The organism is Gillisella vitis (genome assembly GCF_021559775.1).
Classification (GTDB): domain Bacteria; phylum Pseudomonadota; class Alphaproteobacteria; order Rhizobiales; family Rhizobiaceae; genus Allorhizobium; species Allorhizobium ampelinum.
Map to the genome: position 1 here is coordinate 1,648,120 of NZ_CP056047.1, position 15,053 is coordinate 1,663,172.

General features: G+C 56.6%; 15 protein-coding genes. 3 read left to right on the forward strand and 12 right to left on the reverse strand.

The annotated features are described in order from the left end of the window. Nucleotide 1: 1 nt before the first annotated feature. The 12 genes from lpxA to AVCG78_RS07905 all read right to left on the reverse strand — a co-directional run bounded on the left by lpxA (nt 2) and on the right by AVCG78_RS07905 (nt 12,477). Complete coding sequence (gene lpxA / locus AVCG78_RS07850) at nt 2–817, reverse strand: acyl-ACP--UDP-N-acetylglucosamine O-acyltransferase (RefSeq protein ID WP_071205230.1); 816 nt, start codon at nt 815–817, stop codon at nt 2–4. Then, complete coding sequence (gene fabZ, locus AVCG78_RS07855) at nt 814–1,278, reverse strand: 3-hydroxyacyl-ACP dehydratase FabZ (RefSeq protein WP_015916223.1); 465 nt, start codon at nt 1,276–1,278, stop codon at nt 814–816. Before fabZ ends, lpxA begins: the two co-directional genes overlap by 4 nt. Continuing rightward, a complete protein-coding gene (lpxD, locus tag AVCG78_RS07860; RefSeq protein ID WP_071205229.1) occupies nt 1,275–2,339 on the reverse strand; it encodes a UDP-3-O-(3-hydroxymyristoyl)glucosamine N-acyltransferase in 1,065 nt (354 codons plus the stop codon). The genes fabZ and lpxD overlap by 4 nt, the downstream gene beginning before the upstream one ends. 51 nt (nt 2,340–2,390) lie before the next feature. After that, on the reverse strand, nt 2,391–4,727 hold the full coding sequence (gene bamA, locus AVCG78_RS07865) for an outer membrane protein assembly factor BamA (RefSeq protein ID WP_015916225.1): 2,337 nt from the start codon (nt 4,725–4,727) through the stop codon (nt 2,391–2,393). A 194-nt stretch (nt 4,728–4,921) separates the two neighbouring features. Next, a complete protein-coding gene (gene rseP, locus AVCG78_RS07870) occupies nt 4,922–6,043 on the reverse strand; it encodes an RIP metalloprotease RseP (RefSeq protein WP_071205227.1) in 1,122 nt (373 codons plus the stop codon). 111 nt (nt 6,044–6,154) lie between these two features. Next, nucleotides 6,155–6,997, reverse strand: a complete 843-nt coding sequence (locus AVCG78_RS07875; protein WP_015916227.1) for a phosphatidate cytidylyltransferase — start codon at nt 6,995–6,997, stop codon at nt 6,155–6,157. A gap of 6 nt (nt 6,998–7,003) precedes the next feature. Continuing rightward, nucleotides 7,004–7,750 carry an isoprenyl transferase gene (locus AVCG78_RS07880; protein ID WP_015916228.1) on the reverse strand — a complete coding sequence of 249 codons (747 nt, stop codon included), beginning with the start codon at nt 7,748–7,750 and terminating at the stop codon, nt 7,004–7,006. Nucleotides 7,751–7,794: 44 nt separating this feature from the next. After that, complete coding sequence (gene frr, locus AVCG78_RS07885; RefSeq protein WP_015916229.1) at nt 7,795–8,355, reverse strand: ribosome recycling factor; 561 nt, start codon at nt 8,353–8,355, stop codon at nt 7,795–7,797. Between the two features lie 87 nt (nt 8,356–8,442). Further along, nucleotides 8,443–9,165, reverse strand: a complete 723-nt coding sequence (gene pyrH, locus AVCG78_RS07890) for a UMP kinase (RefSeq protein WP_015916230.1) — start codon at nt 9,163–9,165, stop codon at nt 8,443–8,445. Between the two features lie 217 nt (nt 9,166–9,382). Continuing rightward, nucleotides 9,383–10,309: a translation elongation factor Ts gene (gene tsf / locus AVCG78_RS07895; RefSeq protein WP_015916231.1), complete on the reverse strand. Its 927-nt coding sequence runs from the start codon at nt 10,307–10,309 to the stop codon at nt 9,383–9,385. Nucleotides 10,310–10,601: 292 nt separating this feature from the next. Continuing rightward, on the reverse strand, nt 10,602–11,369 hold the full coding sequence (rpsB, locus tag AVCG78_RS07900) for a 30S ribosomal protein S2 (protein WP_041696674.1): 768 nt from the start codon (nt 11,367–11,369) through the stop codon (nt 10,602–10,604). A 289-nt stretch (nt 11,370–11,658) separates the two neighbouring features. Beyond that, complete coding sequence (locus tag AVCG78_RS07905; RefSeq protein ID WP_071205226.1) at nt 11,659–12,477, reverse strand: cell envelope integrity EipB family protein; 819 nt, start codon at nt 12,475–12,477, stop codon at nt 11,659–11,661. 124 nt (nt 12,478–12,601) lie between these two features. Here AVCG78_RS07905 and AVCG78_RS07910 point away from each other — a divergent pair, with 124 nt between their 5' ends. The 3 genes from AVCG78_RS07910 to AVCG78_RS07920 are packed head-to-tail and all read left to right on the forward strand — an operon-like array spanning nt 12,602 to nt 15,020. Then, nucleotides 12,602–13,072 (forward strand): RidA family protein, encoded by a 471-nt coding sequence (locus tag AVCG78_RS07910; RefSeq protein WP_071205225.1) that lies wholly within the window; start codon nt 12,602–12,604, stop codon nt 13,070–13,072. Next, nucleotides 13,069–13,794, forward strand: a complete 726-nt coding sequence (locus tag AVCG78_RS07915; protein ID WP_071205224.1) for a glycerophosphodiester phosphodiesterase — start codon at nt 13,069–13,071, stop codon at nt 13,792–13,794. The genes AVCG78_RS07910 and AVCG78_RS07915 overlap by 4 nt, the downstream gene beginning before the upstream one ends. Before the next feature lie 17 nt (nt 13,795–13,811). Then, entirely contained in the window at nt 13,812–15,020 is a 1,209-nt protein-coding gene (locus tag AVCG78_RS07920) for a GNAT family N-acetyltransferase (protein ID WP_071205223.1), read from the forward strand. The last annotated feature ends 33 nt before the right edge of the window (nt 15,021–15,053 follow it).

Below are 15,053 nucleotides of genomic sequence, written 5' to 3' on the forward strand. Positions count from 1 at the left end.
CTCAGCTCTTGCCACGAAATGGTGACGAGAGCGCCCGGTCGCTTTCGGCAACAATGAAATCCAGGATTTCAATCACCTCGGCGCAATCGGCAAACTCTTCGCGAATAGCCGCAGCCTTTTCACGAATGGCACCTTCTTCATCGAACAATGCCTTATAGGCCTTGCGGACGCGGTGAATGGTAGCGCGTTCCACCCCGGCCCGGGTCATGCCAACCACATTCAATCCACCCAGCAGGCCGGGATTGCCGTTCAGCATGCCATAGGGAATGACATCGTAGCTGCAAGCCGACAGCCCGCCGATAAAGGCCTGCCGCCCGATACGCGTGAACTGGTGAACGGCGGAACCGCCGCCGAGAATGGCCCGGTCACCGATTTTGACATGGCCAGCCAACATCACGTTGTTGGATAGAATGATATGATTGCCGAGCTGACAATCATGCGCCACATGCGAATTGGCCAGAAACAGATTGTTACTGCCGACCACCGTGTGTCCGCCACCTTCTACCGTGCCGCAATTGATCGTTACGCCTTCACGCATCGTGCAATTGTCGCCGATGGTCAAGGTTGTCTCTTCGCCGGAATGATGGATGCTCTGTGGCTCGCCACCGATAACCGCATTGGGAAATATCCGGCTATTCTTGCCGACGACGGTTTTTCCCGTGAGCACCACATGCGACAAAAACTCAGCACCGTCGCCCAACACGACCTTGGGACCGACATGGCAGAACGGTCCTATCGTCACATTTTCCCCGATCACCGCGCCATCTTCGATGACGCTGGAGGGGTGAATGCGGGCACTGGCTGGAATAACGGTCATTGCGCTTCCTTATTGACGATCATTGCCCCGATATCAGCTTCTGCGACAAGCGCGCCATCCACCTTGGCATCGCAGTGAAACTTCCAGACATTGCCGCGCTGTTTCTGCTTGGTAACGTGGAACTCCACACGGTCGCCAGGCACGACAGGCTTGCGGAACCTGGCATTGTCGATCGTCATGAAATAAACGAGATCGCCAGCCGTCCCGGCTTTGCGGGCACAGATCGCCCCTGCCGTCTGCGCCATGCCTTCAATCAGCAACACCCCTGGCATGATCGGCTGCTCAGGAAAATGTCCGGTAAACTGCGGTTCGTTTGCAGTTACATTCTTGATACCGATAGCTGCATTGTCGCCATCGATGTCGATGATGCGATCCACCAGCAGGAAGGGATAGCGATGCGGCAGGAGCTTCATGATCTCCAGAATATCCGCGCGTCCCAACTCTTTCTGCTCAACGGTCATTTCTGCCCCTTTCCAACCTTCGACTTGCCTTCAGACCGTCCCATGATCTGGGCGCAATCCCTGAGAAAATCCCCAAGCGGACGTGCCGGAATACCACCGAATTTCTCGCCCGGCGGAAGATCGCCAATAACACCGCTCATCGCGGCAATTTGAACACCGTCACCTATCTTGATATGGCCGTTAACGCCAGAGCCACCACCAATCAATACGCCATCGCCAATCACCGTGCTGCCGGCAATGCCGACCTGGGCTACGATGCCGCAATGGCGGCCGATGCGCACGTTGTGAGCGATCTGGACTTGATTGTCGATCTTGGTTCCTTCGCCGATCACCGTGTCATCCATCGTGCCGCGGTCAATCGTCGTATTGGCGCCGATTTCCACATTGTCCTGGATAATCACCCGTCCGATCTGCACGATTTTCACCATGCCACGCGGGCCTGGCGCATAACCAAAACCGTCCTGGCCGATGCGCGCCCCGTTATGGATGATAACGCCATTGCCGATATAGCTAGCGATAATACTGGTGCCTGCGGCAATCGAACAATCGCGGCCGATCTTGACACCACGGCCAATCACTGAGCCCGCGCCGATCAGACTGCCAGCGCCGATTTCCACATCCGCACCAATCACCGCCATCGGCTCGACCACAACCCCATCTTCAAGACGGGCAGTCGGATCGACAAAGGCCGCAGGAGAAATGTCGGCAGCGCCTGGCCGGGTAACAGGCAAAGGCTGTTTGCCATCTTGATGCAGGAACTGCCCTGCGATAGCAAAAGCTGCATGCGGGTTTTTGATCAGCAGAACCGGAATATGCTCCGGGATCAGCGAACGCAGCGCAGCATCGCAAAGGATGGCCCCGGCCTCACAGGTTTCGAGTTCGGCTTTGTTGCGCCTCGACAGGATATAGCAAATATCGCTCTGCTTTGCCCGATAGACAGGCGCCACCGAACGAATGACGCGGTCACCCGCCTCATCCTGTAACAGTTCCGCCCCAAGACGGTCCGCCAGTTCTTTCAAACTGACGCCCGCGTGGGGCGGATAAAAAGTTTCATGCTCCATCACACCAATGTCCCAGACGAGTGAGTTTGTCTGAGGTTCGGACTATAGAAATCAGAACTGGTTCGCAATGGAGAATCGGAACTGCTGCACCTTGTCGTAATCTTCCTTGAGGATAGGCTGTGCGTAATCGAAGCGCAGCGGACCGAAAGGAGATGCCCAGACGATGCCGGCACCAACAGATGCACGCCATGCCATGTCTTCGCCCTGTGCTCCACCGCTGTTCTTCACGTCATTGCCGTAAAGCGTACCGGCATCAGAGAAGACAGCGATACGGAAGCCTGCATCCTGCGGAACGCCCGGAATGGGCATGCTCGCTTCAGCAGAGGCGGTGAAATAGGTGGTGCCACCCAAGGAGTCGTCGTTGCGGTTCGGCATACGAACACCAATACCGTTGTTCTCGAAGCCGCGGATTTCCTTACCGCCGATCTGGAACTGATCGAAGACGTTCAGGTTATCACCTGTAGCCATGACATGACCGGCGCCGAAAGACAGCGATCCGATAATATCCTGCTCATCCGACAGGCTCTTGAAGATACGAGCCTTACCATAGAGCTTGTAGTACTCGGAATCGCCACCGAGACCGGCAAACTCGTGGGTGAATGTCGCATAGATGCCTTCATGCGGCAGATTTTTATCATCCAGCGTATTGTAGGTCAAAGTCTGCGAAACCGAAGACACGACCCATGGGCTGCCGTTGATTAGATCCTGATAAGGCTGCGACAGGGATGTCGTCCAGTCGTCGACGCCCTTGTACTTGATCTGCTTGTAGGTGTAGCGGAACGTCGTTGCCAGATCTTCAGTAATCGGCGCCGTGACGCGCAGGGTGCCACCCTGTTCGTTGTAATCATAATAATCGTTGCTGCTCGTGCTGCTCTTGAACAGGTCGAAACCAACAGCAAGGCGATAGCCGAGGAAGTAGGGCTCGGTGAATGACAGATTGTAGGTCTGGCTGTCATCCGTACCGGCACCAGCCGCAATACGGATATACTGACCGCGACCGAGGAAGTTCTTTTCTTCCACCGAAGCTTCCAGGATCAGGCCATCGCCACCAACGGAGTAGCCAGCGCCAATACCGAAGGAGCCAGTCGACTGATCTTCGACATTGACGACAATGATGACGCGGTCTGGAGCACTGCCCTGAGCCGTCGTGATATTGACCGAGCTGAAGTAGCCCAAAGCTTCAAGACGACGCTTGGCGCGGGTAATGACTTCCTGGTTGAAAGCATCGCCTTCACTGATGTCGAATTCGCGACGAATAACGTAATCGCGTGTCCTTGTATTGCCCTTGACTTCGATACGCTCGACATAGGCGCGCTCACCCTGGTCAACCATATAGGTGACACCGATCGTGCCATTGCCCATATCGCGGTTGCCGCGCGGAACGACGCGGGCAAAGGGATAACCCTTGGCAGAGACGCGCTGTTGGATCGCTTCCATCGACTTCTGGATTTCGCGGGCGCTGTAAACGCCGCCCGGCGACGTTGTCACCAGACCCTTCAACTCAGTCGGGTCCACGCCTTCAACAGAGCTTTCGACATTAATATCGGAAAACTTGTAACGCTGACCTTCATCAACCGTGATGTTGACGGTGTATTCGTTGGTCTGCTCGTTCAGCGATGCATCCGAAGACGTGATCCGGAAATCGGCATAACCATGATTGTAATAGAACTGACGCAGAGCTTCCTCGTCAGCCTTCAACTTGTCGTCGTTATAGACATCCTTACGGGTCAGGAACGACAAAGGATTGGACTTCTTGGTGCTGATAACGGCCGCAAGGCGGCTATCGCCATAGGCGTGATTGCCGACGAAGTTGATGGCAGCGATTTTGGTACGATCACCTTCATTGATGACAAAAGCGAGATTGACGCGACCAGGGCCAACCGGCGCGGTCTGCGTCGTGACTTCAACTTCACTGCGGCCAATGGCGGCATAGGCCTGCTTGATGCGGTTTATATCGGCCTGGATGAGTTCCTGGCTATAAGGACCAAGCGGCTGCGTCTGAACAACAGTCGTCAGCTTGTCATCTTTGATCTTGCGGTTGCCGTTGAACACGACCTGGTTGACCAACTGGTTCTCGTTGACCGTAACCACCAGGGCGCTGCCGGAAACCGAAATCTTCACATCGGAAAAATAACCCGTTGCGTAAAGACGCTTTACCGAGTCGTCGATGTCGGAATTGGAAAAGGCTTTTCCAGGCTGGATCGTCAAGTTGGAACGAACAGCCTCCGTCCCGACACGCGTCGCACCACGCACATCGATCCGCTGGATCAAGGCCGCATTGGCAACAGAGGCAGATGCCACAACGGCGAGGCCTGCACTTAACGAAACTACACCAGCAGACAGCGCAATCGCTGACACCGCGTTCAAAAATTTTGAACCAGCCTTCATGTGAACTTCTAACCTTTTTTCCGTTGTCCCTCGGTCTTTAAACCGACTCCGGTCCGTTGGTGGTTTTAACCGCTTTTGCTCTACAAGCAAGACCAGTGGTTAATTTCCATTTACTTCGTTTCAACACGTGGCGTATTCGCCACTACCAAGTTGAAACATCGTAAACAAATCCTTATCATCAATGCAAGAACCACTCAGCCAATCAACCTGCTGATGTCGTTCCATGTAGCGAACACCATCAGCGACAGAATCATGACCATTCCCACCTTGAACGCGATTTCCTGCGCACCGGCACTGACTGGTTTTCCTCGTACTGCTTCTAGCGCATAGAGGATTAAATGGCCGCCATCAAGCACCGGAACCGGCATAAGGTTCAGTAACCCAATGGAAACCGACAAAACTGCCGCCAATTGCAGCAAAGCTACAACACCAAGTGTCGCAACCTGACCAGATGCCTGCGCTACCCTGATAGGTCCCCCCAGCTGATCGGCATTCATTCGGCCAGCAAACAGGTTTGCCAGATAATCATAAGTACCCGTCACGATATTCCAGGTCTGATCGACCCCGGCGCTAACCGATTCGATAAGCCCCAGTTTTTCCACACGAAAATTGCCGCTGGCTGCCGTCGTCATGATGCCAATTTGGCCGACTTCCATCTTATTGCCGAAACGGTCGGAGGTTTCGGTCCGGCGCGGCGTCATCGATAGGTCCATCTGGGCCTCACCACGCTTGACCGTGACGACGATTGGCACAAGCGGGCGAACGCTCACATAGCGGACCACATCATCGAAGGTCTTGACGCTGCTGCCATCGAGCGCCACCAGAATGTCTCCGGGCTGCACACCGGCTTCAGCCGCCGCACTCGCAGGCTTGACCTCTGCCACGACAGGATCGGAAACGGGCTTTCCATAAAGGCTGAATGTGACCGAGAAAATTAAAATTGCCAGCAGGAAATTTGCAATTGGCCCGGCGGCAACAGTGGCTGCCCTTTTCCACAATTTTGCACCATTCAGCGTGCGGGCGCGATCCTCAGGGCTCAGCGCCTCAAACTCCGCGGTATCGGTCTTGCTGGACGCATCGGCATCACCGAAGAAGCGCACATAGCCACCCAACGGAATGGCGCTCAGTTTCCAGCGCGTGCCGTGGCGGTCATTGAAGCCGACCAGTTCCGGGCCAAATCCCAACGAGAATGCGAGAATCTTGATACCCGACCAGCGCCCAACCAGATAATGGCCCATTTCATGCACGAAAACGATCAGCGACAGGACCAGAACGAAGGGAATGATATAACCCGTCAGGAAACCGATAACAGCCATAGCACGCCCTTCTCAAACACTCGCTTTACCTATGCGCCAGATTGGCACCGCCGTAAAGGATACACATCACCATTGGTGAACAGCAGAAACTGACTGGTCGTCAACCGTTCGTCAGTGACCGGCGAAATCGAACAACAGTCCACCAACCGAATCGGTCACTCCGTTGTTGATGGCAGCAACGATCATAGCAATCAGAAATGCCGCGAAGCTTGCGGTCGCCAGTCCGTCAACACGATCCATCACGCCGCCGTGACCGGGAATGAGATGACTGGAATCCTTAGCGCCACAGCGGCGCTTGACGAAGGATTCGAACAGGTCTCCCATTTGGCTACAGATGGACAGGACCAGAGCCAACGCAGGTATCCACCAGCCATAGACCGTGAAATAGGATGCCGTCACCGCGTACCCGCCGATGACGGCCGCCACGGTTCCACCGATGGCACCGGACCAGGTTTTGCCCGGCGATATGCGGGGCGCCAGCTTCGGGCCACCGAGCGTGCGTCCAACGAAATAGGCGAAAATATCCGTGCTCCAGACAATGACGAAGACAAAAAGCATGGCGACAAAGCCGATGGCATCGTCATCGCGAATGGCAGCCAAAGTCACAATACAAGCTCCGGCATAAAATACGCCACCGGCAAGCCACCAGGACCAGCGACGCAAAAATGTAAGAAAAACAAGCGTCAAAGTGAAGCCGGACAGCAAGGGTAGGCTCAAAGAGGTATCACCCGCCACAACATTGCCGGCAATGACAGCAACCGAAAGCCAGCCAATGGCAAGGCCACGGATACTGACTTCGTCGAGCCGGGTCATCGTCGACCATTCCCAGAACACGGCGAGGCCGATCACAGCGGCGAGCCCCCGGAAAGGCAGGCCACCGGTCCAGGTGGCGGCGAGTACCACCGCGACCATGACGATGGAGGACAAGATACGGAGCCTGAGTTCTCTGGTCATGGCTGGCTACGATCCGGCAACAACGGCGGCGGCTGGTGCCAGACCGCCGAATCGCCGACTGCGGGAGGCATAGAGTTCCAAGGTCGCCAGAAAGCTCTCGCGGCTAAAATCGGGCCAATATTCCGGCACGAAGATCAATTCGGAATAGGCGGCCTGCCAGAGCAGGAAATTCGACAGGCGTTCCTCGCCGCTGGTGCGGATGATCAGATCCGGATCAGGTATTCCCGCCGTATCCAATCTGGCGGAAATCGCCTCCTGTGTAATGGCGCTGGCAGGTAAAAGTCCTGCCTGCACATCGCGCACCAGGGCTGAAACTGCCCTGGTCATCTCATCGCGCGCACCATAATTGAAGGCAATCACCATAGTCATGCCGGTATTGGTGCGGGTGGTCTCCTCTGCTTCGATCAGCAGCTTGAGAATATCGCTCTTCAGCGTGCTGCGCTCACCGATGATCCGTACCCGTACGTTATTGGCACGAAGCTCGGCAAGGTCGCGGCGCACGAAGGTCTTGAGCAAACCGAACAGGTCAGTGATCTCGGTTTCCGGCCTGCGCCAGTTTTCCGATGAAAACGCAAACAGGGTCAGATAGCGCACGCCGACTTCGCCTGCCGTGCGAACCACTGTCTGCAAGGCTTCCATTCCCTGCCGATGGCCATAAGCGCGCGGCATGCCACGCTGATTGGCCCAGCGTCCGTTGCCATCCATAATGATGGCAACGTGCTCGGGAACGGCGGAAATATCCAAAGTCGTCATATCAGGTCCTGCATTGGCGTCGCAGAGAAGGCAAAAGGTGCAGACTAGACCTGCATGATTTCCTTTTCCTTTTCGGCAAGCAAGCGATCGATATCGGAAATCGTGTCATCCGTCATCTTTTGCAGCTTTTCCGAAAGGCTTCGCGCATCGTCCTTGCCGATTTCGCCATCCTTTTCAGCCTTTTTCAGGCTGTCCATGCCATCGCGGCGAACATGGCGGATCGCGACTTTCGAGTTTTCGGCATAACCATGCGCCACTTTGACCAGCGACTTGCGGCGCTCTTCATTCAGTTCCGGCAGCGGAATGCGCAGGTTTTGGCCGTCGACAATCGGATTGAGGCCGAGATTGGATTCCCGGATCGCCCTGTCGACCGCACCGACCATGCTCTTGTCCCAGATAGAGACGCCCAGCATGCGCGGTTCCGGCACGGTGATATTGGCCACGGTGTTCAGCGCAACGCGAGAACCATAGGCTTCAACCATGACCGGGTCGAGAATATTGGCCGAGGCGCGACCAGTGCGCAACGAGGCGAGGTCGCTCTTGAATGCGTTAATCGCGCCATCCATGCGGCGCTTGATATCGTTGAGATCAATACCTGCTGTCATCTTACAGTCTCCGACAATTCTTCAGTGACGCCTTGAAAACGTGAAACGATCCGTCTGTCAATCGGTCCCGGCTGCCATTCGCCTCCGTCAATCGTCATTAACGACTGTTTTCACACCACCGCCTTGCAGGATGGCGCTGAAGCCACCCTTTTCGTGGATGGAGAAGACGATGATCGGGATCCGGTTTTCCCGCGCCAGGGCAACGGCGGTAACATCCATTACCGCAAGGCCCTTTTCCAGCACTTCAGCATGGGTAATATGGTCGAAACGGGTGGCTGTCGGGTCCTTCTTTGGGTCGGCGGAATAGATGCCATCCACTTGGGTGCCCTTGAAAATCGCCTGCGCACCCATTTCGGCAGCCCTCAATGCAGCGGCAGAATCGGTGGTGAAGAATGGATTGCCGGTGCCGCCAGCGAAAATCACCACCCTACCCTGCGACAGATGATGAACCGCAACGCGCTGCGAAAAACTCTCACAGATTTCCGGCATGGCAATGGCTGAAAGCACCACGGTGTCGATGTCCAGCTTACGCAGCGAGGTTGCTAGCGCCAGCGCATTGATAACCGTACCAAGCATGCCCATATGGTCGCCGGTCACTCTGTCGCCACCCTTCGAGGCAACGGCCACGCCGCGAAAGATATTGCCGCCGCCGACCACGACGCCGACTTCGACGCCCATGGCGCGCGCCTCGGCAATATCGCCGGCGATCCGATCGGCGACCGCGACATCAATGCCGAAGCCCTGGCTGCCCATCAGGGCTTCACCGGAGGCTTTGAGAAGAACTCGTTGATAAATGGGCTTGGAGGTCATGGTCTCTCCTGAAATTGAACCTGCCGCCTGATGAAACACCCCGCCTTGAGACCGGCGGATGATGAAACAGAGGCCGCAATGGTGAAAAACGTCACGAAGTGTGCCGCAGCGAACAAGAAGCGCGGGCGCCAGCAATGCCGGATACACGAAGGGCACCGCGTTGTCACGCGATGCCCTGACTTTTCCCATGATTGGAATGTTTTACGGTAAAGACCGATCAGCCCTTGGCGACAGCAGCCACTTCGGCGGCGAAATCGCTCTCTTCCTTCTCAATGCCTTCACCCAGCAGAAGGCGGGCGATGCCGGTGATCTCGATTGGCGCGCCAACGTCCTTTTCGGCTTCCTTGAGGGCGGCGGCAACGGTCAGGTCAGGATTGATAACGAAAGCCTGCGACAGCAGGGCCACGTCTTCGAAGAACTTGCGCATCCGGCCTTCAACCATCTTTTCAATGATGTTTTCCGGCTTGCCCGATTCGCGCGACTGCTCGATGAACACATTGCGCTCGCGTTCGGCAACAGCGGCATCTACTTCTTCAGCGCGCACAGCCAGCGGGTTGGTGGCAGCAACATGCATGGCGATCTGGCGACCGATCGTGTTGAGCGCTTCCTTGTTGCCGGTGGACTTCAGGGCAACCAGCACGCCGAGCTTGCCGAGACCGTCAGCAACAGCATTGTGGACGTAAGTTGCGACAACGCCGTCCTCAACCTTCAGCTGGGTGGCGCGGCGCAGAGCCATGTTCTCGCCAATGGTCGCAATCGCGTCCTTGATCGAGTCGGAAACCGACTTGCCGGTCGCGGCATAAGTCGCGGCATTGATGGAATCAACCGTGCCGTCGGTGGAGAGAGCGACGTTGGAGATGCCGCGAACCATATCCTGGAAGGCATCGTTGCGGGCAACGAAGTCGGTTTCGGAATTGACTTCGACGACCACGGCGGTTGTGCCGGAGCTGGCAATACCGATCAGGCCTTCGGCTGCGGTGCGACCGGACTTCTTGTCGGCCTTGGCAATGCCCTTGGCGCGCAGCCAGTCGATGGATGCTTCCATGTCGCCGCCATTTTCAGCCAGCGCCTTTTTGCAATCCATCATGCCTGCGCCGGACTTTTCGCGCAGTTCCTTCACCATTGCAGCAGTGATCTCGGTCATTGTTTGCCTCTTTGTCTGTTCAGGGGCGGGCGGCAGGACAGAAACCTGCAACCGGCGCCCGGATTGGGCACGACTTGTACCCGGAAATGTTACAGCGTGATGAAATCAGTGTCATCACACGCACGGGGAACCATAAGATGGCGCCCGGGGATAAGACCCTATTCAAAGGAGCGGGCCGCCGCACAGCCTGACGCTGACGGGCGGCCCATCAATCCTGTAGAAAAGGCTGGCCTCTAAAAAAGGCTGGCCTTTACAAAGGGCGGGTCACACCCGCCCTCATCCGGTCAAGGCATCAAGCCTCGGCGGAGCCTTCCAGAGCAGGCTCGATTGGAGCTTCAACCGAAGCGCCGATATCGCGGCCAGACGAGCCCTGCTGACGGGCAATGCCGTCGATGGCAGCGCGCGAGATCAGGTCGCAGTAAAGAGCGATGGCGCGCGAAGCGTCGTCATTGCCCGGGATCGGGTAATCGATCAGGTCCGGATCGCAGTTCGAGTCGATGATGGCAACGACCGGAATGCCCAGGCGCTTGGCTTCATCGATAGCGATCTTTTCCTTGTTGGTGTCAACGATCACCATCAGGTCCGGGGTGCCGCCCATGTCGCGGATACCGCCGAGAGCCTTGTCGAGCTTTTCGCGCTCGCGCTCAAGGTTCAAACGTTCCTTCTTCGTGAAGCCCTGAGCTTCCGAATTGAGGATTTCGTCGAGCTTGCGCAGGCGCTGGATCGAATTGGAAATGGTCTTCCAGTTGGTCATCATGCCGCCGAGCCAGCGGGAATTGACGTAATACTGGGCCGAACGCTTGGCAGCATCGGCAATCAGGTCAGAGGCCTGACGCTTGGTGCCGACGAACAGAACGCGACCGCCACGGGCAACCGTGTCAGATACGACCTGCAGGGCGCGCGACAGCATCGGTACGGTCTGAGCCAGATCGATGATGTGGATGTTGTTACGGTCGCCGAAGATATACGGCTTCATCTTCGGGTTCCAGCGATGTGTCTGGTGGCCGAAGTGAACGCCAGCTTCCAGAAGCTGACGCATGCTAAAATCAGGCAATGCCATGCCTTTTTCTCCTTTTCCGGTTGAACCCCCGTGAAGCAAACAGCGTCTTTTTCAAAACGCCACCGGGCGGAACGGACCGGATGTCTCCCGGCCTATCCCAAGCTTCACGTGTGGAATGCCGGTCGCATAGAACGATTTGACGGCCAAGGCAAGACTATTGCATAATTCTTTAGACCGGAATCGGTTTAAAGAGAAAATTATGCAACACATATAGAGCCACAGCGAACCATTGTGCGCTATATATGGCGCACAATGGTTCGCTGTGGGGCCAAGAAAAAGCCTGCAATTGCTACTTTTGCGCCTTGCAGGCCGTCGGTGACAGCAATTCCAACTTGGAAAGCTTGCCTGTCAGGACAACATCACCGTAATCCAGCGTCAGATCCCGCGTCACCCCATTGTCATAGAGGTCGAAGGACTGGGTATAGACCGGCAATTGATCGCCATCCGACTTGTCCTCATAATAGGCGATGGCGACCGGCCAATAGGTACGGCCCGACAGGGGGTCCTTGGTATCGCCCGTCAGCTTTTTCGATGTCCCCAGCACCGTCGTGGTCAAATAGCTTTTGTCGCCGTCTTCCGTGCCATCAAACACGCGAGCCTCGAAGAAGCGATTACCCTTCCTGGCCTTATCTATCATATCGATCATATGTTGAGCCGGAAAACGAGCCGAGGCCAGTTCCAGCTCCTTTTTCTGCGGTTCCTTCAACTCAATGCGAAGACCGTCTGTTTTCGCCGCAGCCGCTCCTTTGACATCCTTGTCCAGCTTGTCGTCGGTAAAACTTTTCGACTCGAAATCGAATCGTCTGGCTGCCATGTCCTCGAAAGTCCGAACCTGCTGGTCCGTCACGCTGACCTGATCGCCAGTCTCGATTTTGGTGACGAATCGGAAGCTGGTGGAATAGCCATCGCAAGCCGAGCCATTGAACTCATAGACCATCCGGCCGCTCATATTATCGACGCCGGACTGGTCGGTCGCCTTTTTCAGCTGGATATCATAGGTGGCGCGATGTGGCGCAAGATCGCCTACAGCCTGCGGATCGACCTTCACGGGTGTCACAGCCGTGTTTGCCGTCAATGCCATAACAAGGGCCAAGGTCAACTGCGGCATGCATATTCTCCTGTTGCGGTCTGGCTTGATGCTATAAGAACTGAGTTGTCAAAAGCGAGGCGCTTACGCAACTTGCCTGAGTTTATCACCACGTTTCCGTTTTCATGCTAGCCGGGATTTGATCATGTCCGACACTATCGACAGCCGCCTTGCCGCCCTTGGCATTACCTTGCCCCAGGCCGCAGCACCTGCTGCCAATTATGTACCCTATGTCATCAGCGGCAACCTACTTTATCTCTCTGGCCAATTGCCGATGGAAGCCGGCAAAATTGCCGTGAGCGGCCTGGTCGGCAGCGATGTGGACCTGGCTTCGGCCCAGCGCGCCGCCGAGCTGTGCGCCATCAATATTCTGGCTCAGGCAAAATCGGCACTGGACGGCGACCTTTCCCGCATTGCCCGCGTCATCAAGCTCAACGGCTTCGTGGCCTCAGGCCCCGGCTTTACCGATCAGCATCTGGTGATCAACGGCGCTTCCAACCTGATCGCCTCGGTGCTGGGTGAGGCGGGCAAACACGCCCGCGCCGCCGTTGGCATGGCCGCCCTGCCCCTGAACGCCGCCGTCGAAATCGATGCCATCCTGGAGATCCGCCTGTGAGGGATGCCAGCTGGATCAAGGAGCGCCCGGTTGCCCATCGCGGTTTTCACGACCAGAACAAACTTGTCTGGGAAAATACGCTGTCGGCTGCCGCCCGCGCCATAGAGGCCGGTTTTGCCATCGAATGCGACCTGCAATATACCACGGACAGCGTACCGGTGGTGTTTCACGACGACGACATGCAGCGCCTGTGCAACATGACCGGCGACGTGCGCGCCCGAACCTCGGCGGAACTGAAAATGATGTCGGTCGGCGGTACAGCCGACAAGGTGCCGACGCTGCGGCAATTGCTTGATCTGGTCAAGGGCCAGGTGCCGTTGATCATCGAGCTGAAAGGCCGGCTTGGCGACGACGAGGGCTTTGTCGAGGATGTGCTGGAGGTTCTCACCGGCTACCAGGGCAAAGTCGCGCTGATGAGCTTCGACCATCATCTTTTGAAAGAGCTGAAGGCCAATGATTGCCCCTACCCAGTCGGGTTGACTGCCGAGGGTGCCAAGCCGGAAAATTTCTTTGTCCATGACGAGGCCATGCAGCTGGGTCTGGATTTCATCTCCTATTGCGTCGCTCATCTGCCAAACAGCTTCATCGACGCGCAGCGGCAGAAAAACATTCCAGTGATCACCTGGACGGTGCGGGATGAAATCATGCGCGCCCACACCTATACTTATGCCGATCAAATGACGTTTGAAGGCTTTGACCCGCGCGACACCGCGGCATCATAACCTTATAATGGAGTGGCATGACACAAGAGGTCATCATCCGGGTCGAGCAGTCTTTCAAGGCGATCGACAGACACGCATGGAACAGGCTTTCCGGTGCCGCCAAGGCATCGGGAGGCGAAGCCTATAATCCGTTCAACAGCTGGGCCTATCTTTCGGCATTGGAAGAATCAGGCTCGGCCACCGCCAAAACCGGCTGGCTCGGCCATCATCTGGTGATGGAGGATGGCGACGGGCAATTGATTGGTGCCATGCCCTGTTATCTCAAAAACCATAGCCGGGGCGAATATGTCTTCGACCAGGGCTGGGCCGATGCATTTGAGCGAGCGGGCGGCCAATATTATCCGAAATTACAGGCGTCCATCCCGTTTACGCCAGCGACAGGCCCAAGGCTGATGGTTGCAGATGGCGTCGAGCCGGAAAGCGCCCGCGCCTCGCTGGCCGCCAGCTTTGCGGAAATATCCCGCAAGCTCGGCGTCTCCTCGGCTCATGCGACCTTCCTGCCGGAAAACGAGCTGGAGCATTTCGAGGATGCGGATTTCCTGCACCGGCTGGATCAGCAATTCCACTTCATCAATCAGGGCTACGCCAATCACGACGCCTTTCTGGAAACGTTAGCGTCGCGCAAACGCAAAGCCTTGAAGAAGGAGCGGCGGGCGGCGCTGGAAAACGGCATCACCATCGATTGGCTGACGGGCAGCGACCTGACCGAAGCGATCTGGGACCAGTTTTTCACCTTCTACATGGATACCGGCAGCCGCAAATGGGGCAAGCCCTACCTGACCCGGCAATTCTATTCGCTGATTGGCGAGCGCATGGCCGAGGACATTCTGCTGGTGATGGCCAAACGCGACGGTCGATATGTGGCGGGTGCCATCAACTTTATCGGCGAGGACACGCTGTTTGGTCGCCATTGGGGCTGCATCGAGGATCACCCCTTCCTGCATTTCGAGGTCTGCTACCATCAGGCCATCGACTTCGCCCTGGCCAAGGGGCTGAAAAAGGTCGAAGCGGGTGCGCAGGGCGAGCATAAGTTGGCGCGCGGCTACCAGCCGGTTACCACCCATTCCGCCCATTACATCGCCCATCCGGGCCTACGCCGGGCCATTGCCGATTATCTGGAACGCGAGCGCGAAGAGGTGGAGCACATCGGCGCCTATCTCGGCGAACATACGCCGTTTCGCAAGGGCGAGCGCCAACCGCGCGACGGCGAGGAAATCGACGGCTGACCTTGATTGAGAGGTTAGAAGCAGAATAGACAA